16 protein-coding genes are annotated in these 18,753 nt (G+C 49.9%); 9 read left to right on the top strand and 7 right to left on the bottom strand.

The features are described from left to right. The first annotated feature begins 4 nt into the window (after positions 1–4). The 5 genes from C942_RS08765 (at position 5) to deoD (ending at position 4,980) form a co-directional block, all read left to right on the top strand. Positions 5–175 carry a XapX domain-containing protein gene (locus tag C942_RS08765; protein ID WP_007464786.1) on the top strand — a complete coding sequence of 57 codons (171 nt, stop codon included), beginning with the start codon at positions 5–7 and terminating at the stop codon, positions 173–175. Between the two features lie 421 nt (positions 176–596). Continuing rightward, positions 597–1,370 (top strand): deoxyribose-phosphate aldolase, encoded by a 774-nt coding sequence (deoC, locus tag C942_RS08760; protein ID WP_007464785.1) that lies wholly within the window; start codon positions 597–599, stop codon positions 1,368–1,370. A 199-nt stretch (positions 1,371–1,569) separates the two neighbouring features. Beyond that, positions 1,570–2,901, top strand: a complete 1,332-nt coding sequence (gene deoA / locus C942_RS08755; RefSeq protein WP_007464783.1) for a thymidine phosphorylase — start codon at positions 1,570–1,572, stop codon at positions 2,899–2,901. A gap of 10 nt (positions 2,902–2,911) precedes the next feature. Then, a complete protein-coding gene (gene deoB / locus C942_RS08750; protein WP_007464780.1) occupies positions 2,912–4,132 on the top strand; it encodes a phosphopentomutase in 1,221 nt (406 codons plus the stop codon). 128 nt (positions 4,133–4,260) lie between these two features. Next, positions 4,261–4,980, top strand: a complete 720-nt coding sequence (gene deoD, locus C942_RS08745; protein WP_007464779.1) for a purine-nucleoside phosphorylase — start codon at positions 4,261–4,263, stop codon at positions 4,978–4,980. Between the two features lie 119 nt (positions 4,981–5,099). Here deoD and C942_RS08740 read toward each other — a convergent pair whose 3' ends face one another. Further along, positions 5,100–5,756 carry a YtjB family periplasmic protein gene (locus C942_RS08740; protein ID WP_007464778.1) on the bottom strand — a complete coding sequence of 219 codons (657 nt, stop codon included), beginning with the start codon at positions 5,754–5,756 and terminating at the stop codon, positions 5,100–5,102. A gap of 87 nt (positions 5,757–5,843) precedes the next feature. Here C942_RS08740 and serB point away from each other — a divergent pair, with 87 nt between their 5' ends. Then, the gene (gene serB, locus C942_RS08735) at positions 5,844–6,782 is read left to right on the top strand and encodes a phosphoserine phosphatase (RefSeq protein WP_007464777.1); all 939 of its coding nucleotides are present in this window, start codon (positions 5,844–5,846) and stop codon (positions 6,780–6,782) included. A gap of 118 nt (positions 6,783–6,900) precedes the next feature. Here the strand turns inward: serB and C942_RS08730 are convergent, their stop codons facing one another. Then, entirely contained in the window at positions 6,901–9,276 is a 2,376-nt protein-coding gene (locus C942_RS08730; RefSeq protein ID WP_232428157.1) for a PilZ domain-containing protein, read from the bottom strand. Positions 9,277–9,397: 121 nt separating this feature from the next. Between C942_RS08730 and radA the strand changes: the two genes are divergently transcribed. Further along, positions 9,398–10,786, top strand: a complete 1,389-nt coding sequence (radA, locus tag C942_RS08725; protein ID WP_007464774.1) for a DNA repair protein RadA — start codon at positions 9,398–9,400, stop codon at positions 10,784–10,786. 82 nt (positions 10,787–10,868) lie between these two features. Here radA and C942_RS08720 read toward each other — a convergent pair whose 3' ends face one another. From C942_RS08720 to ettA, 3 genes are all read right to left on the bottom strand, one after another. Continuing rightward, a complete protein-coding gene (locus C942_RS08720) occupies positions 10,869–11,867 on the bottom strand; it encodes a M23 family metallopeptidase (protein WP_007464772.1) in 999 nt (332 codons plus the stop codon). A gap of 10 nt (positions 11,868–11,877) precedes the next feature. Continuing rightward, complete coding sequence (locus C942_RS08715) at positions 11,878–12,255, bottom strand: PilZ domain-containing protein (RefSeq protein WP_007464769.1); 378 nt, start codon at positions 12,253–12,255, stop codon at positions 11,878–11,880. A gap of 210 nt (positions 12,256–12,465) precedes the next feature. Then, entirely contained in the window at positions 12,466–14,133 is a 1,668-nt protein-coding gene (ettA, locus tag C942_RS08710; protein ID WP_007464767.1) for an energy-dependent translational throttle protein EttA, read from the bottom strand. Between the two features lie 311 nt (positions 14,134–14,444). Between ettA and sltY the strand changes: the two genes are divergently transcribed. Further along, on the top strand, positions 14,445–16,376 hold the full coding sequence (sltY, locus tag C942_RS08705) for a murein transglycosylase (protein WP_007464764.1): 1,932 nt from the start codon (positions 14,445–14,447) through the stop codon (positions 16,374–16,376). Positions 16,377–16,443: 67 nt separating this feature from the next. Next, positions 16,444–16,758 (top strand): trp operon repressor, encoded by a 315-nt coding sequence (gene trpR / locus C942_RS08700; protein WP_007464762.1) that lies wholly within the window; start codon positions 16,444–16,446, stop codon positions 16,756–16,758. A 67-nt stretch (positions 16,759–16,825) separates the two neighbouring features. Here the strand turns inward: trpR and yjjX are convergent, their stop codons facing one another. Together yjjX and C942_RS08690 are read right to left on the bottom strand one after the other, a co-directional pair. Beyond that, on the bottom strand, positions 16,826–17,347 hold the full coding sequence (yjjX, locus tag C942_RS08695; protein WP_007464760.1) for an inosine/xanthosine triphosphatase: 522 nt from the start codon (positions 17,345–17,347) through the stop codon (positions 16,826–16,828). Between the two features lie 69 nt (positions 17,348–17,416). Further along, entirely contained in the window at positions 17,417–18,055 is a 639-nt protein-coding gene (locus C942_RS08690; RefSeq protein ID WP_007464758.1) for a helix-turn-helix domain-containing protein, read from the bottom strand. Positions 18,056–18,753: the final 698 nt, after the last annotated feature.

Below are 18,753 nucleotides of genomic sequence, written 5' to 3'. Positions count from 1 at the left end.
AGTTATGAGCGAAACCATACTGGCGCTGGCGGCAGGTTTTATTGTCGGGGTCTTGTTTTCAGCAATAAAACTGCCCATTCCTGCGCCGCCGGTTCTGCCCGGTGTCATGGGTATTTTCGGGGTGTATGCCGGTGGTATTTTTTACCAGTGGCTTGTGGAGCGTTTCTTTACTTGATGAGTAATTTATCAAGTAATAACAATTGTTTACTCTAATCTATAGTCGTAAACACATTGTGCACGGATGGAAACACGACTTTGATGGTGGGGCGTAAAAGAGCTTGGTATTATTAGCGAGCACCATCAAGAATTGACGATTGCTGTTTCAGCGTTTCCCCGTCGTGATGGGAGTACTGTCACGGTTTGCTGAACGGCACTTATTGCAAGATGCGTTGGTTACCCTGGTGTCTTGCGCGGTGAAATGGATATCAATCAGGTTGGTAATCTCGCATTGCTTTCCTGAGTCTTCAAGGAACCAAGTCCGCTCATCTAACTGTTCGCTGTAGGCGGGCCGTTTGACGGTATAGGAATAGATTGCCGTCAAGCGTATGGAACAGTTTCTATAAGCTTGGTAGAAAATAACTGGACTGGAGATAGTCATGAGCGATTTAAAAGCTGCTGCACTACGTGCACTTAAACTAATGGATCTTACAACTCTGAACGATGACGACACTGACGCAAAAGTGATCGAGCTATGTAAGAACGCGAAAACCCCTGTAGGCAACACAGCAGCTATCTGTATCTACCCACGTTTTATCCCTGTTGCGAAGAAGCAGCTGCGTGAGCAAGGTACACCTGAAGTCCGTATTGCAACTGTAACTAACTTCCCACACGGTAACGACGACATCGAAATCGCAGTAGCTGAAACGAAAGCTGCTGTTGCATACGGTGCTGACGAAGTTGACGTAGTATTCCCTTACCGCGCTCTGATGGCTGGTAATGAGGAAGTTGGCTTCGAACTGGTTAAGCAGTGTAAAGAAGCATGTGGCGACATCCTTCTGAAAGTAATCATCGAAACTGGTGAGCTGAAGACAGAAGAACTGATCAAGAAAGCATCTGAAATCTCAATCAAAGCAGGCGCTGACTTCATCAAGACTTCAACTGGTAAAGTGCCAGTGAACGCGACACCGGAATCTGCTGAAATCATGCTGAACGTAATCAAAGAGATGGGCGTAGAGAAGACTGTTGGCTTCAAGCCAGCTGGCGGCGTTCGTACTGCTGAAGATGCGAAGACTTACCTGGAAATGGCGGATCGCATCCACGGTGCTGACTGGGCTGACAACATGCACTACCGCTTTGGTGCATCTAGCCTGCTAGCTAACCTGCTACATACGCTAGGCGAAGGCGAAAAAGCGGCTGAAGGCGGCTACTAATCTTATCTCGTAAGGTGGCAATGAATGCCACCTTATTTATTTCCGTGACTGTTTACTGTGTGGTTCTTGCCGGGTTTTAGGCACGAGCAGCATTCTTGCGGCCGAGAATCATGCCGTAAAGCGATTTAGGATGTACAAATCGGCTTTACGAGGTAAATCGTCATATGCCCTACACAAATTATCAGAATTGGGGAATACCATGTATTTACCACAAGAAATCATCAGAAAAAAACGCGACAACATCGAACTAACGGCTGACGAAATCAACTTCTTCATTCAGGGTGTGGCTAAAGACACAGTTTCTGAAGGTCAGATTGCAGCATTCGCAATGGCAATCTACTTCAATGACATGACCATGAATGAACGTGTTGCCCTGACTTGTGCCATGCGTGACTCCGGCATGGTTATTAACTGGGATCACATGAACTTCGGCGGCCCAATCGTCGACAAGCACTCTACCGGTGGTGTAGGTGACGTAACTTCACTGATGCTTGGCCCTATGGTTGCAGCATGTGGCGGTTTCGTACCTATGATTTCTGGCCGTGGTCTGGGCCATACCGGTGGTACGCTGGACAAACTGGAAGCAATTCCAGGCTACAACATTACCCCTTCTAATGAAGTATTCGGTCAGGTGACCAAAGACGCAGGTGTGGCAATTATCGGTCAGACTGGCGATCTGGCACCGGCAGATAAGCGTGTTTACGCTACTCGTGACGTGACAGCAACGGTTGATAACATCTCCCTGATCACAGGTTCTATCCTGTCTAAGAAACTGGCTGCTGGTCTTGGTTCGCTGGTAATGGACGTGAAAGTCGGTTCAGGTGCCTTCATGCCAACTTACGAAGCGTCTGAAGAGCTGGCTAAATCTATTGTTGCGGTAGCAAACGGTGCCGGTACTAAGACAACAGCTCTGCTGACTGACATGAACCAGGTACTGGCTTCAACAGCTGGTAACGCACTGGAAGTTCGCGAAGCGGTGCAATTCCTGACCGGTGAATACCGTAACCCTCGCTTATTCGAAGTAACCATGGCACTGTGTGCCGAAATGCTTGTAAACAGCGGCCTGGCGGCTGATCTGGAAGAAGCTCGTGCTAAGCTGCAGGCTGTACTGGACAACGGTAAAGCGGCAGAGTGCTTCGGCAAGATGGTTGCTGGCCTGGGCGGCCCTGCGGACTTCATGCAGAACTACGACAACTACCTGGAAAAAGCAGACATTGTTAAGCCGGTATTTGCTGAAACTACAGGTTACGCATATTCAATGGATACTCGCGGCCTGGGTATGGCAGTTGTTGGTATGGGTGGCGGTCGCCGCGTTGCGACTGACAAGATCGACTATGCAGTAGGTCTGAGTGACATGATCCGTCTGGGCGATGAAGTTAATGCGGAAACTCCGCTGGCTGTCATCCACGCCCGCACAGAAGCTCAATGGGAAGAAGCGGCTAAAGCGGTTCGCGAAAGCATCGTGGTTTCTGAACAGAAACCTGAACCGACCCCAGAGGTATACCGCCGCATTCGTCCTGAAGATGTTTAATGGAGTCAAAATGAAACGTTCAATTATCCTTGTACTAGATTCTTTCGGTATTGGTGCAACAGAAGACGCCGCTGATTTCGGCGATACTGGTGCCAATACACTTGGTCATATTGCAGCAGCATGTGCCCGCGGCGCAGCTGACAACGGCGAGCGCAGCGGCCCGCTACACCTGCCTAACATGACGAAACTGGGTCTGGCCAAGGCGTGCGAAGAATCTTCAGGTGAATACCCTGCAGGTCTGGATGCGGATGCTGAAATCACTGGTGCTTTCGCTCACGCAAAAGAAATTTCTTCAGGTAAAGACACTCCGTCTGGCCACTGGGAAATTGCTGGTGTACCTGTACTGTTTGAATGGGGTTACTTCACTGAACACTCCAACAGCTTCCCTAAAGAGCTTTTGGATCGCATCGTTGAACGCGCTCAGCTGCCTGGTTACCTGGGTGACTGCCACGCATCAGGTACTCAAATCCTGGATGACCTGGGCGAAGAGCACATGAAGACTGGCAAGCCAATCTTCTATACTTCTGCTGACTCTGTATTCCAGATTGCCTGCCATGAAGAAACTTATGGCTTGGACAAGCTGATGGAGCTTTGCCAGATCGTTCGTGAAGAGCTTGAAGACTACAACATCGGTCGTGTTATCGCGCGTCCATTCATCGGCGCCGGTAAAGGTCAGTTTGAGCGTACCGGTAACCGTCGTGACCTGTCTATCGAGCCACCTTCAGCAACTGTGTTGCAGAAGCTGGTTGACGAGAAAGGCGGTAACGTTGTTTCTATCGGTAAGATCTCTGACATCTACGCAGGCTGCGGCATCACTAAGAAAGTGAAAGCAACCGGTATTCCTGCGCTGTTCGAAGCTACACTTGAGCAAATCAAGGAAGCGGGTGACAACACTATCGTGTTTACTAACTTCGTAGATTTTGATTCAGCTTACGGCCACCGTCGCGACGTAGCTGGCTATGCTGCAGCACTGGAATACTTCGATAAGCGCCTGCCGGAAATTACTGAACTGCTTCAAGAAGATGACGTGTTAATCCTGACAGCAGACCACGGTTGTGACCCTACGTGGGAAGGTACTGACCATACTCGTGAGCACATCCCTGTTCTTGTATCAGGTCCTAAAGTGAAGCCTGGCTCACTCGGTCGCCGTGAAACGTTTGCCGATATCGGCCAGTCACTGGCAGAATACTTCGGTACAACCGATATGGAATACGGTAAGTCATTCCTGTAATCACGGAAACCTATCCCTGCCGCTGTTTCGTTCTATAGTTTTATAGTTCGAAACAGCACTTCAAAAATAGCAAATTGATGTTGGACAGAAGCATCCAACGGAAAACGGATAAATCAAGGAAATAAAAGATGGCTACTCCTCACATTAATGCAGAAATGGGTGATTTTGCAGATGTTGTTCTGATGCCGGGTGACCCGCTACGTGCTAAGTACATTGCAGAAACTTTCCTGGAAGACGTAAAGGAAGTTTGTAATGTTCGTAACATGTTTGGTTACACTGGTACTTACAAAGGCCGTAAGATCTCTGTAATGGGTCACGGTATGGGTATCCCTTCTTGCTCAATCTACGCGACTGAACTGATCAAAGACTTCGGCGTTAAGAAAATCATCCGTGTAGGTAGCTGTGGTGCAGTTCGTGACGACGTAAACCTACGTGACGTAGTTATCGGCATGGGCGCATCTACTGATTCTAAGGTTAACCGTATCCGTTTTGGTGACCATGATTTCGCAGCACTGGCTGACTACGGTATGGTTCAGAATGCTGTTGAAGCGGCGAAAGCGAAAGGTGTTGACGTTAAAGTTGGTAACATCTTCTCTGCTGACCTGTTCTACAACCCTGATTTCGACTTCTTCCAGACTATGAAGAAGTACGGCATCGTTGGTGTTGAAATGGAAGCTGCGGGTATCTACGGTCTTGCAGCAGAGTTTGGTGCTAAGGCACTGACTATCTGTACTGTTTCTGACCACATCCTGCGTGGTGAAGCGACAACTTCTGAAGAGCGCCAGCTGACTTTCAACGAAATGATGGAAATCGCACTGGAATCTGTTCTTCTGGGTGACGCAGAGTAATCCTCGGGATAGAAGTATCTGGATATTGAAAAGGGCTTGCCGATGGCAAGCCCTTTTTCTATGTGCTGTGTGTCGGGAGGTTGTTTGCTCAGTTATTAACTGAGCATATCCAATTCAGATCAGTCTTTCGCGTTTGAAGTAAGCAGGAACGGGAAGTGCCAGATATCCTTGCGGCGGCCGAAGGTAAATGCCAGCAGGAAGCCGATGATAAGCGCAGCAATTACCAATCCGCGGATAGTATTGGTCATGTACTCAACCTGGCTGGCGGCGTGTTCCAGCAGTCGCCCCTGCTCTAAGGTAATGCGGACAAAGCCCACCACCTGGCCTTCAGCCATGATCGGCTCAATCAACTGCAGGCGGCCGAAGCTGGCAACCGACAGCGGGGTAGATATTCCGGTAACCTGTTCAAGCGGCATGGATTCTTCAGTTTTGGCGACGGTGACCCCTTCCAGATCGTAAATAGTCGCATCAAGGATCAGCGGTTCCTGTGAGAGTTGCTGTACCAGAGACTGCAGTTTGTCCTGTTTCTTGTCGATCATATCGTTGGCGGCTGTTTCGGCAGCCTGGCGCACGACCATACGAGCCAGTGACTGAGTCTGATTAGTCAGAGCTTGGTAGTTGCGGATGGTGATATCCGAGCCAAACTCCAGCATGGCAACCAGCCCGCCTAAGCAGATGATCAGCACCAGAATTTGCCATGCTCGGTGTAGTCGCTTTGTTCTTAGTTTCATAATCTTAACGTCGCCAACAATATGGTCGAAATGTTCGAATGCCATATTGGGGCTTGCCCAAATAAATTGCAATAGGGTACTTTGGTAGCTGTTGAATATTATGACCAACCCATAAACATGGATGTAGTTAGCGTGCTGAAAATTGAAAAACACACTTCGATGCAACAGCATTATCCCGCTATCGGTGATGCTTCAAATTTAGACCGAAAAAAGGCCGGCGTATTGGTTTTTGGCCGCGGGATCACTGCTGAGTTGTTATCAGGATTGAATGAAAAGGCCGGAGAGACGCTGGATGTTACAGCGACTTGGACAGTCGGTAGCTATGATGCCTTGTTGCTCGGCAATGCCTTCTCTGATGCGCTGGAGCAGGCTGTGATTGCGGCTAAGCTTGACTGTACCCGAGTCAGTGATTTACCGGATTTATCGCAGCCGGGACTGGTAGTGATGGATATGGATTCCACTGCCATCGAAATTGAATGCATTGATGAGCTGGCGGTGCTGGCCGGTGTCGGCGAGCAGGTGGCGGAAGTGACCGAGAGGGCCATGCAGGGCGAACTGGATTTTGAACAGAGCCTGCGCCAACGGGTATCGAAGCTGGCCGGAGCCGATGAAGGCATTTTGGAAAGCGTGCGCTCAACTCTGCCGATGATGCCGGAGCTGCGCGAACTGGTGGCGTCTCTTCATCACCATGGCTGGAAGGCGGCGATTGCTTCCGGTGGTTTTACCTATTTCTCTGATTACTTGAAGCAGGAGCTGGATCTGGCCCATGCGCAGTCAAATACGCTGGAAATTATCGACGGCAAACTGACGGGACATGTGTTAGGCAAAGTGGTTGATGCCAGGGTGAAGGCTGATATTTTGCTGAACCTGGCTGAGCAGTACGGCATTTCGCAGGCTAATACAGTTGCAGTTGGTGATGGTGCCAATGATCTTCTCATGCTGAAAACGGCAGGGTTGGGGATTGCCTACCATGCTAAACCGAAAGTAGAAGCAGAGGCTCCTGCGGTGATCCGTTATGCCGACCTTGGCGGGGTGATGTGTATTCTGTCTGCTTCGTTGATCATGTCTTGAAAGCAGGCCGTTTGAAATAAAAAGCGAGAGTCGGTGGTTCTCGCTTTTGTGTTTAGTTACTGACTACTTGTTCTTGGCTTTGCTTTAGTTTCCGGTCCCTGGGATTGATTTGTTTGCGTCATCCAACTTCAAGTCGAACCATTACCTCATCGGTGATATCGTACATCTCACCGCATCCCGCCAGTGACGTGAACTCCATCTCCAGAGCTCGGGCCCGGTGAAGAATTTTCTTTGCCAGTGCACCCAGTTCCAGTCCCGTCAGGGCGGTCATCGGGTTGAGTACCGGTACTGCGGTGATCCTCAGCGCCATAAAACCGCCTTGTTTTTTCGCTTCTCTGATAAATTTTATCCGTTGCTCGGTGTTATCAAATTCATCACGCAGTTTGCTGTCGATGCGTTGTATCCGCCCGCCATTGATATGTAGTTTCAGGTACATCTCATGGATATAAGGTTGGTGGATTTCAACTGGTCGCATGGTTTCCGCCAGCATTCGTTTCACCCGATTACGGAAAATCGGTTCCAGCGAATAGCCATTGCCACCAGCGGCCTGGTTGAAAATTTTTGGCAGGGCCGGAAGCGGGTAATTACTGCAGATTGCCCGGATTTTCATCTTATGATCCACTTTCTCTGTGAAGTAAGGGATCATATTCAGGTGAGTCAGCAGCATCCGGTGCATTGCCAGCAGCAGATCACCGGTTGGCAGCGGTTCTTCGGTCTGGGTCAGCTTACTTTCATTATGCTGGATCAGGCGGCGCAGGAACTGCTCTCCCCGCCAGGCACTTTCCCCGCTGCCGGTGGTCAGCTGGATATTCTGGTGATTAGGGCTCACTCTGATCACACGATACGGGATATGGGTCAGCGGTGCTCTTTTATCCTGTTTTTGTAGCTCGGTGAAGCTAATGCTCACCTCCTGACCTCGCCTTAGCGGCAATGGTTGATGCAGATTCAGGTTCAGGCCGCTGATAGAAAAGTCGACGGTTGCTCCGGTCATGGTCGGTAAATCTGAGGAACTGAGTTCGATAGGGGTTTCGAACATAAACCGCGACTCACAACGTTGTGGTTTGGGATCAAAGAAGATGGCTTTGGCGTCCGATACAGGATTACGCGGGTGGCGGAATGGCTGCAAAGCCTTACCTGACAGCTGGGGCTTCATTGTCAGCCGGTAGTCCTGCTGTGCTTCTTCGTTAGTCAGATCTTGTAGGATGCCGATGTGAGTAAGGACGCTCAGTTTATCAACCATCTCGGGGGCGATTTCCTGCAGTTCGTCCAGGCAATCCTGTTCAATCGGGTAAACCGTCAGGCGGCTTACCCGCCAGCTGTTGCGCACTGCGCCGACATGCCAGAAAAGCTGGCGCTCTTCCATGGTCATTTCCGGCAGAGCCGCTGAATAGAAAAAGCTTTTCTGGCTGTGCTCATGGCAGAAACTGTAGATCAGTGTGCTGCACTGCTTCAGTCCTGCTTTACCCAGAGTTGCCATCCGTTCAGTTGAAAGCAGGTGGTTGATAACCGGCTGGTTGCGCTCGTCGTGCCAGTGATCCCAGATATGACGGTTGTGCTCGGTCAGCAGGCAATACTCCAGTTTGTTACCGGCAAAGAACATCGGCATGCTGGAGGTATGCTTGAGGAAGCAGTGCTCATAGCCTTTGGTACGGGCTTTGATCACTTCATCTTCATGATTTTTTTTGGTGCGGTGGTGTGACTGCCTCAGGCTCTGTTCGATAGCTTGCTTGATGGCGGTATTGTCGCTGGTAATTTTAAGGCGCAACCACTTGAAGCTGTCGTTATCTTTGTTGTCATCAATTCCCAGGATTCGGTATTCCACGCCTTTAGCGAGGCGGGGATCACTGAACTTTTCTGCCATTTGGGGAAAAGTTGCTTTTACCGACATGCCCAGGTTGTATTTAAATGCCGAAGGTACCTTGAATTTTGCTCCGGAGCAGGATAAATCTGAGGTAACACCATGTACCGTTTGTTTGAATGGCAGAGCCAGTTCAACCGGGGTGGTGATTTGCAGACGGTTTTCTTCCCGCGTAAGGTAATGGCCGAAGCGGATCAGGCTGGCATCAAACTGAGTATCTCGGCGGGGTGTCTCTGCTGTATGGGTTTCCTGCTTATGCTGCTGGTGGAGGATACGAAAGTTATTGCGAGTATTCATCAGCGCTTCGTAAAGGCCGACGCGGAATTTGCCGCCGAAATGCTTGATGCGTTTATGGTAGGTGTTGATGGCTACATCATCGAGCCAATGGCGTAGTCCACCTAGCTCATAGGGACGGCATTCACCGTTTACCCGGCCTCGGAGATCAACTACCTGGCGGCAGGGGGCCATGATACGGTTAAGCTCCATTTTGATTTGAAGACGAGCAGGGCCGCTGGCTTCGCTGGTCATCAGCAGAAACACGTCTTCAAAGTCATCACTGTCGTAAACCGGTATCAGTTTTTCGATCAGTCCTTTATAGTCGTCCGGCAACATAGATTTTTTGATACATTGATCCAAAGTTTAATATTTGTATTTTGCAGCAAAAGAATTTTTTGTCATTAGGATTCCGGCTGGAATTACCAGTTTAAGAATCCTGCGATGGAATAGTGTGCTGTAGATCAAGTTAGTAAGGTGAAACATGGCCAAGACCAAGCGCGCTTATGTGTGCAGTGAATGTGGTGCAGACTTTCCTCGCTGGCAGGGCCAGTGTAGCGCCTGTGCCGCGTGGAACACAATTACGGAATTTACCATTCCGAAAACCCGCTCGGCGGTCGGGGCATCGGCATCCTCAGCGGCCAACAGTTATGCCGGTGCAGCAACCAAAGTTCAGAAGCTCTCGGAAGTCGAGAGTAAAGATTTGCCGCGCTATAGCTCGGGTATTTCCGAGCTGGATCGGGTGTTCGGTGGCGGTATCGTACCGGGATCTGTTTTACTGTTATGCGGTGATCCAGGGGCGGGTAAATCGACTTTGCTGTTGCAGAGTATCGGCTCGGTAGCAGCAGGCAAGCAGGCGCTGTATGTGTCCGGTGAGGAATCGATTCACCAGATCTCACAGCGCGCCAAGCGATTGGGTACCCCTAATATCGATAAGATCAGCGTAGTGGCAGAAACCTCGGTTGAACAAATCCTCAACCATATTACTGCACAAAAAGCTGAGTTCGTGATTATCGACTCAATCCAGACTATGACCGTCGCTCACAATGAGTCGGCCGCCGGTAGCCCGAGCCAGGTGAAAGAGTCGGCAGCGGCGCTGACCCGTTTTGCCAAAACTGAAGGGGTGACCTTCATGATTGTCGGTCATATCAATAAAGACTCCAATGTGGCCGGCCCGATGCAGCTTATTCACATTGTGGACGGTTTGTTTTCCTTGTCGTCGACTTCCGATGAGAAGTTCCGGGTACTGCGTACTTCCAAAAACCGTTTCGGTGCTGATTCCGAGTCCTGTTTCTTTGCGATGACAGAGACCGGGATGAAGCAGGTGAAGAACCCGTCGGCGATTTTCCTCAGCCGTTCGGACAAGAACCACGCCGGTTCAGTATGTACCACGCTGTGGGAAGGCACCCGTCCGCTGCTGGTGGAGGTGCAGGCGCTGTGTAACAACTCGGTCACCGAGAACCCGCGCCGCCTGACCGTTGGTTATGATTCCAACCGCCTGGCGATGTCGATTGCAGTACTAGCCCGCCACGGCGGGGTGATGCTGTCGGACATGGATATTTTCGTCAACTGTGTCGGCGGTATCAAGGTAGAAGAAACCTCTGCTGACCTAGCTGTATTGTTGGCGATTTTCTCCAGCTTCAAGAATGCACCGATCCCGCAGGATGTGCTGGTGTTCGGGGAAATCGGCCTGAATGCGGATATCCGTCCGGCCGCCAACGGGGTAGAGCGTATTCGTGAAGCCGCCAAGCAGGGCTTTACCCGCGCGATTGTGCCGAAAGCCAATGCCAGCCGTCAGGTGAATGGCATTGAGATCATTGCAGTTGAAGACTTGCAGGAAGCACTGACGGCTTTTGAGCGGGTGGCGCTGTAGTCCGATTTATACGGCAAGCAAAAAACAATAAAAAACGAGAGTCGCGCTCTCGTTTTTTATATCAGATCTTTGTGTTCGCAACTCAGAGCTGGCGCTGATCCGGTGCCACTTCCTGGTTGCTGGCTGTTTTGATCGGCGCGACCGATTCCGGTACATGGTGAGTCAGCTGAACCTGCATCGATACAATATTATTGAACATCTCCAGCAGGTGGGCCCACTGTACCGTTTTCTCTTTTTCAAACAGCGAGTCAAAGTTCTCCGGTGTCCATTCTACAAACGGGCGCGGATTCAGGGCGCGGCCCAGGAAGCGAATCTCATAATGCAGGTGTGGGCCGGTTGACAGGCCGGTATTGCCGGTCCAGCCAACCAAATCGCCTTTGCGGACAAACTGGCCGCGTTTGACGTTGAATTTCTTCATATGCGAGTAAGTGGTGGCAAAGCCCATAGAGTGGTTAAGTTTCAGGAAATTACCTGAGCCTTTTTTCTTGCTCGGACGAACCACCTCTACCACAGCATCAGCCGGTGCATAAATTGGGGTGCCGATGTTGGCGGCGAAATCCAGTCCGCGGTGATATTTACGGCGTCCGGTGACCGGGTGGATACGAACACCGTACTGGGATGACATCCGGATCCCCGGTGTCGGGTTGCCGTTTGGCAACAGACGGAATAGGGTACCGCGTACGGCAGAGCTTACCGCTGCACTGTCGATTCGTTGTTCAAGCGGTAGCACCTCGCCATCGTTAGACTGCAGGCCAAGGATGGTTTCCACATCATCAATACGCTGGGTCAGCAGGGCCAGCGCCGCTTTTTTATCTGACAGCTCTTGTGACAGGGCCTGATTGGTAGCATTTTCTTCATACAGCGAAGCGGTTAGCTGCTCTGTCTGTTCATTGAGTTCGTTAAGCTGCTGATCCGACAAAATGGTTTGCTGGTACAAGCTGTAAATGCTGTAACCGGCAGAAGAGAGCATGGATAACAGGATAATGAACCCGAGGAAAAAATAGCGCTTCTTAAAGCGGTTAATTAAATAATGAGAAGTCCCTCGGTGATCAGAAACCGAGATACAAATACTGTCCGACATGTGATAACTACTATTCGTTAAGGTGCTTTTCCAGATCTGCCAGTTGTTCGAGCTCGCGATGCAATAACTCGTCCGTGCCGACGTTTAGCTCGACCAGGCGTTTGAGGTGGCTGGCACTCTCGATGTCAATATGATGGATCTGCATGCGCAGGTAATCGTCTTCCTGGCTGACCAGTTGGGTCTCCATGTTCAGTTCGACGTCACAGTCATGCAGACAGAAGCTGACGGTGTAGTATTTGTCATGGCCGGGTTTCCAGCCGGGAGGGCAGGTAAGCAGGATCCCTTGTAGAGAGAGGTCACAAACTTCCGCAGACCACTCCTCCTGAGCCTGTTTTATTTTGGCGGGAGTACGGTAAAGAATACGGATAAAGTGACGTCTTTCTGCCATAGCAATACTTTCTTTTTGTTTTAGTAAATTAAGTGTAATTAGAAATGAGACATTTCTCCAGCAATTCGATCACAAAAATGTGCTAGTCCAGCACAGGAACTGGTTGAATTCAGGGGGAATGGAGCTGGAATTAAAAAGGGCTGCAAGTGCAGCCCTTTTGAAATTAGCTTTTATCGTTTTGTAAGCATCAGCGCAATATGCTTGCCTGAATTACTTGGCGATACGCTTGTACTTGATGCGGTGTGGCTCGGCAGCCTGCGCACCCAGCGTCTTCTTCAGCCAGTCGGTGTACTCGGTGTAGTTACCTTCGAAGAAGTTCACCTGACCTTCATCACGGTAATCCAGGATGTGGGTCGCGATACGGTCCAGGAACCAGCGGTCGTGCGAGATCACCATGGCACAGCCAGGGAATTCAAGCAGCGCTTCTTCCAGTGCACGTAGTGTTTCTACGTCCAGGTCGTTGGTCGGTTCATCGAGAAGCAGTACGTTACCGCCTGCTTTAAGCAGCTTCGCAAGGTGAACACGGTTACGCTCACCACCGGACAGTTCGCCGATGCGCTTCTGCTGATCGCTACCTTTGAAGTTGAAGCGGGAAACGTAAGCACGGGCCTGAAGCTCGAAGTTGTTGATACGGATGATATCCGCACCTTCAGAGATCTCCTGGTAAACCGTGTTGTTGTCGTTCATGCTGTCACGGAACTGCTCAACAGATGCCAGTTTAACCGTATCACCCAGCTCGACAGTACCTGAATCCGGCTGTTCTGTGCCGCTCAGCATCTTGAACAGGGTCGATTTACCTGCACCGTTCGGACCAATGATACCTACAATAGCACCCTTAGGAATGCTGAAAGACAGATCGTCGATCAGTACACGGTCACCGAATGACTTAGTCAGGTTATTTACTTCAACAACCTTGTCACCCAGGCGCTCACCCGGCGGGATGAACAGTTCGTTGGTTTCGTTACGCTTCTGGTGCTCAGAGTTGTTCAGCTCTTCGAAACGGGCCATACGAGCTTTAGACTTCGCCTGACGACCTTTAGGATTCTGGCGAACCCACTCAAGTTCTTTCTCGATGGTCTTCTGGCGTGCTTTCTCTTGTGATGCTTCTTGCTTCAGACGGGCATCTTTCTGCTCAAGCCATGATGTGTAGTTACCTTCCCATGGAATACCTTCACCACGGTCAAGTTCCAGGATCCAGCCAGCTGCGTTATCAAGGAAGTAACGGTCGTGGGTAATCGCAACAACAGTACCAGTGTAGTCAACCAGGAAGTGTTCAAGCCATGCAACAGATTCGGCATCCAGGTGGTTGGTCGGTTCGTCCAGCAGCAGCATGTCCGGCTTTTCCAGCAGCAGGCGGCAGATAGCAACACGGCGGCGCTCACCACCAGACAGGTGCTTGATTTGTGCATCCCACTCAGGCAGGCGCAGGGCATCGGCAGCACGCTCAAGCTGGTTTTCCAGGTTATGGCCGTCTTTTGCTGCGATCAGACCTTCCAGTTCGCCTTGTTCTTTTGCCAGGGCGTCGAAGTCTGCATCCGGTTCAGCGTAAGCGGCGTAAACAGCGTCAAGACGGGTCAGGGCGTGTTTTACATCGCCAACCGCTTCTTCAACAACTTCACGTACTGTCTTCTCTTCATCAAGAACAGGTTCCTGTGGCAGGTAGCCGACGTTCAGGCCTGGCTGCGGGCGAGCTTCACCTTCGATATCAGTATCAATACCGGCCATGATACGTAGCAGGGTAGATTTACCTGCACCGTTCAGACCTAGGACACCGATTTTTGCACCAGGGAAGAAACTCAGGGAAATATCTTTCAGAATTTGGCGCTTAGGCGGGACAATCTTGCCCACGCGCGACATGGTATAGACGTATTCAGCCATATCCGTTTGTAATCTCTAATTAAAGGGAAAGGGGTATTTTACCTGTTCTGGACATAAGTTTAACAGCATTGTTCATAATTAGCGTTTAAGATGAATAAATACCAGTCTGCTTCCGGTTCCTGCTTATGAGATACCGGAAGTGAAGAAACAGCACGAGAAATGAAATGCCATTAGGTGCGTATTGTTTCAAGGGCGTATTATTTCTCAGGGGGCATTATCTCAAGGGTCTAAAGGACCTTAGGACAAGAGCTCTGGGAATAGCTTTCGCGGTATTTCTGAAGGAACAGAATCGACTGGAGTAGGATTAAAGAGTGACTTGTTATTTCATCCGTAAGGCATTCGGGGTAGCCCTGATGGCTCTGTGCCTGCTGGGCGGAGCCTCAGCACTGGCAGCATCGCTTGATGAGCAGCGTCAGTGGTATGAGGAAGCCAAGGAAGCGCTGAGTGACGACGATGTAGAAACCTTTCGCCGGCTGCGAGAAAAGCTGGATGATTACCCCTTGGTGCCATACCTTGATTACCGCGAATTTGCACGCAACTTGGTACAGAAAAAGCCCTCTGAAGTGGAGGCTTTTATCAAGGAATTCGACAGTCTGCCTTTCAGCGAAACTATCCGCGAACGCTACCTCCAGTATCTTGCCGATGCCGAGCGCTGGCAGAACTTTGTGTTTGTTCAGCCGATGCCTCCTCGAGACGAAGTGATGCGTTGCCATTATTACTACGCTCAGAGCAAGCTGGGTAACACCGAGCTTGCTTGGCAGGGCGCGGAGTCTTTGTGGATGACAGGAAAATCCATCAGTGACGCTTGTGATCCGCTGTTGGGTAAATGGCAAAAAGCCGGCCAGCGAACTAATAATGTTATCCTCGATCGTATGCTGCTGGTTTATGCAGAGAAAAACCGTAATCGTCTCAAATACCTATACAAACAGTTGTCGAAAAAAGGCCAGACCCGTGGTAAAGCGGTGCTGGATCTTTATGATAACCCCGAAAATGTCGGTGATTTTGCCAAGCGCAGCAAAGTCACACCTTTTAACCAGAACCTGACCATTATTGCCTATAAGCGGCTGGTGCGCAGTGATGTGCGCGAGGCGGTAAAACAGTACGATAGAGTAATGGCCGGTCAGCATTTCCCTGCAGCCAAGCGACAGCGTATGGCCGACTATACTGCCAGTGCGCTGTTTGCTACGGATGATAAAGAACTGATCCTTTGGCGTGACAGCAAGCTCGAAGGCACCCGAAGTAAATCCTTGCTGGAACGCAGATTCCGGCTGGCAATTCGTCAGGCCAAATGGCAGGAGGCACAAAACTGGATGGAGCGCCTGCCTGAAAACGAGAAAACATCAATACGCTGGACGTTCTGGCAGGCTCATTTGCTTGTTAAAGCAGGCAAAAAAGAAGAAGCAGACAAACTCTATCATTCCATTTTAGGCAAACGTAATTACTACAGTGCGGCGGCAGCGACCATCCTCGGAAAGCCGATTGTTTACCCGGTGAAAACGGCGCAAGAGACGATTGACCATAGCCATGAGCATGCCGCAGCCCTTCTGCGTATCAAAGAGCTGATTGCATTGGATAAGCTTTTTTCTGCCTATCGTGAATGGGAATACCTGCTTGATCGGCTGGATAATGATGAAGTGGTTAACCTCGCGACCTATGCCGCTGCCAATAAGTGGCATCATATGGCGGTGCAGGCGACCATATCTGGTGAGCTATGGGATTACATTGAGTTACGTTTCCCGATCGCCCATAAATGGTGGTTTGATTTCTTCAGTAAGAAGCGGGGACTGTCGGCGACCACCATGATGGCGCTGGCACGACAGGAAAGTGCCCTTAATGTCGAGGCATTATCGCCAGTCGGGGCGAGGGGGCTGATGCAGTTGATGCCGATGACTGCCAAAGAGACGGCGCAAAAACTAGGGCGAAATTATCAGGGCAAGAAAAGCTTGTTTGATCCAGGGGTCAATATTCGCCTTGGCAGCGGCTACCTGAAGATGATGCTAGAGCGCTATGACGATAACCGGATCTTCGCTTTTGCCGCCTATAACGCAGGACCGACCCGTGTAGCCCGCTGGCGAGAGGAAACAGACGGCAAGCTCAATGTTTACGAGTTTATTGAAGCGATCCCTTTTGCGGAAACCCGGCGTTATGTAGAAAACATCCTGATGTTTGAGGTGTACTATGGCGACTTGATCGGCAAGAAAACCCCGCTGCTCAAGCCCAATGAGTTAGAGGCAAAGTATTGATTGTTGGTTGTAAGCCAAGAACAGGATAGAATCCGGTGCGAGAAAGGTACTCATTGATGAGGTTTAAATGACTTCCACCCCAGAAACTCCAGACTTCACTGAATGGCAGCAAGTGATTGATATTTTGCGTCATGCTGCATCAGAGCAAAAAGAAGATGTGTTGCTGAAACTGCTACTGACACCGGATGAGCGATCTGTACTGCTGTCCCGGGTCAATATCTTTAATGAATTGTTGAATGGTGAGCGGAGCCAGCGAAAGATCAGTGAGTTGTTAGGCGTTGGTGTGGCAACTATCACCCGTGGCTCGAATGAGCTTAAGCATCATGATGAGGCTACCAAAAACTGGCTGGCACAGTTGCTGCGAGAAGAAAGCGCTAAATAACCTATGTTATACAGACCCTGCCCCGAAAGCGGCAGGGTTTTTTATTGCTGTTTTTATCCCCGAAAAGTCAGGCTGGGAACAGTTCCTGATTCATGAACGGGATCAGGGCCAGGATAAGTGCCTGCTGGTAAACCGTGCTGCGGCTGAGCTTATGGTTGGTCAGCATGGCAATCGCGCCGCCTTTTTGCTTGATGTTATTCTGGTTGAACATCTCGTCCATCACATCACCGAGCTCAATTCCCTGATGCACTTTTTCCAGCGCCTTCGGCGGTAGTGGTAGGGAGGCAGAACGGGCTTCACCGCGCTGGTTATGATTTTCGATAACCATCCAGGCAAAAGTAAATTCGCCGTCGATACCGGCTTCAATGCTGACGTAGTAGTCGGCATCCGGAACTTTTTTGCGGGCGTTGGCGATCCGGTTACGGGCACCATCCAGGGTTTCGTCGGCGCACATCGGCTGGTCACGAACCTCGCTGGCGACACTGATCCCCTCGAAAGAAAAAGTCTGGTTTGGAAATGCTGTTGCAAAAGCGTCAGCTACTGCAGATATTTTGGCAGGATTAGCTGAGGCGACGATAACTGATGACATACTATTACCTCCACCCCAGCTATTTTACGGTTTGCCGACATGATGTCACGCAAACATTCAAACCGTTGCTTAACGGTCGTAAGCCCAGTCCGACTGGATGATATAACCGTGGATCTGGAACTCACCATTGTTCACGAACAGGTTCGGGAAGTCAGGCTGGGAGGTTGAAAATACCACGCCGTCTGCCAGTTGGGTCATGTGGTAGAAGTCCGGTTCACTGCCGCGAACGGAGGCAAATACCGGCTGCTTAGGACGGTAAGTGGCCTTGCGGGTCGCCAGTGCATAGCTGCCAACCGGTGCGCATTGCGCGATGTTTTCGTTATCTACCAGCAGGCCCAGGCACTCTTCACGGTCAAGGTGATGCGGGATCGCACGCTTGCTTACTACATTCACACTGCTGCCCTGGCTGTAAGCAGTGAAATCCTTGCGATGAATAATCGGGATATAGGTGCTTGTTGTACCTTGTGCTGTTTCATCGCTGATAGCTGTAGTGGCACGGGTACCTGTATCAATCTGCCCGGTCAGCAGGTAGCTGATTGAGGTATTCAGGGTTGCTGCAATCTTTTCAAGTTCGCGAACTTCTATGCCGTATTTACCGGAAAGTTTACGGCTCATTGTGCCTTGTTGTAGGTCCAGTGCTTCGCCCAATTGCTTCTGGCTGATGCCCTGGATTTTGGCCAAACGCTTAATTCTTTCTAGATATTCCATAGTCTCTGGCTTCCTGCTCACAGTGGGTGAATGCCAAAAACGGGGCATTCGTAAAAGTCATAGCGCATTTTACTGAGATCAATTGCAAAGGAATCCATGAAGCATAAAAAGTGCGATTGATTTCGTTAAAGGAATATCCTTAATTGGCATGATGGGTAAAAAAGGGAACAAAATTTTGACGGTAAAATAAGAGTGGCGCTAAAAATGAATCTGCGAGTTGTGTCAACTTTTGTGGTTTGACCACTTGGTGTTCATCAGTTAGATAGCAAATATTGGTAATTTTTCTATCAATAGAGCTTCGTTTGCGAACGTCTTTATTTTGTGCTGAAAAATATATGAACGGTGTCGTTCTGTCGATACTTTGACCTTTTAATATAATCAGTTGCGCATAACTGATTGCCGGTATTTATTACCCAGCTCACATTTTGCTAATGGTTCGGCAATTTTTTGACGTTTGTCGTTGGCTAAACACCTTTTACATCAATAGGTTGGAATGCTTTGTGGGCATAAGGGCGTAACCAAGTATGAATGTAGTGCAACAAACAGGCCGAAATGAGAAGAAAATTTGAGTCACTTTGAGAGACTTTTACTAACTGAGATGCCGTGATTTGCTGGTGGGTATACGGTGGGGGAATTGGTTAATTAGGTGTGCGGTGGATATATTAATTTGAGGCTTTGGCGATGGTTATATGTAATGT

Source organism: Photobacterium marinum (assembly GCF_000331515.1).
Taxonomy (GTDB): Bacteria; Pseudomonadota; Gammaproteobacteria; order Enterobacterales; family Vibrionaceae; genus Photobacterium; species Photobacterium marinum.
Note: the sequence above shows the minus strand (reverse complement) of the source record. Positions and strands in the feature narration are given on the sequence as shown.

Excerpts from the sequence above, each read along its gene's own strand:
- C942_RS08765 (WP_007464786.1), top strand. The coding sequence starts at position 5 with ATGAGCGAAACCATACTGGCGCTGGCGGCAGGTTTTATTGTCGGGGTC.
- deoC (WP_007464785.1), top strand. The coding sequence starts at position 597 with ATGAGCGATTTAAAAGCTGCTGCACTACGTGCACTTAAACTAATGGAT.
- deoA (WP_007464783.1), top strand. The coding sequence starts at position 1,570 with ATGTATTTACCACAAGAAATCATCAGAAAAAAACGCGACAACATCGAA.
- deoB (WP_007464780.1), top strand. The coding sequence starts at position 2,912 with ATGAAACGTTCAATTATCCTTGTACTAGATTCTTTCGGTATTGGTGCA.
- deoD (WP_007464779.1), top strand. The coding sequence starts at position 4,261 with ATGGCTACTCCTCACATTAATGCAGAAATGGGTGATTTTGCAGATGTT.
- C942_RS08740 (WP_007464778.1), bottom strand. The coding sequence starts at position 5,756 with ATGGCATTCGAACATTTCGACCATATTGTTGGCGACGTTAAGATTATG.
- radA (WP_007464774.1), top strand. The coding sequence starts at position 9,398 with ATGGCCAAGACCAAGCGCGCTTATGTGTGCAGTGAATGTGGTGCAGAC.
- C942_RS08720 (WP_007464772.1), bottom strand. The coding sequence starts at position 11,867 with ATGTCGGACAGTATTTGTATCTCGGTTTCTGATCACCGAGGGACTTCT.
- C942_RS08715 (WP_007464769.1), bottom strand. The coding sequence starts at position 12,255 with ATGGCAGAAAGACGTCACTTTATCCGTATTCTTTACCGTACTCCCGCC.
- ettA (WP_007464767.1), bottom strand. The coding sequence starts at position 14,133 with ATGGCTGAATACGTCTATACCATGTCGCGCGTGGGCAAGATTGTCCCG.
- trpR (WP_007464762.1), top strand. The coding sequence starts at position 16,444 with ATGACTTCCACCCCAGAAACTCCAGACTTCACTGAATGGCAGCAAGTG.
- yjjX (WP_007464760.1), bottom strand. The coding sequence starts at position 17,347 with ATGTCATCAGTTATCGTCGCCTCAGCTAATCCTGCCAAAATATCTGCA.
- C942_RS08690 (WP_007464758.1), bottom strand. The coding sequence starts at position 18,055 with ATGGAATATCTAGAAAGAATTAAGCGTTTGGCCAAAATCCAGGGCATC.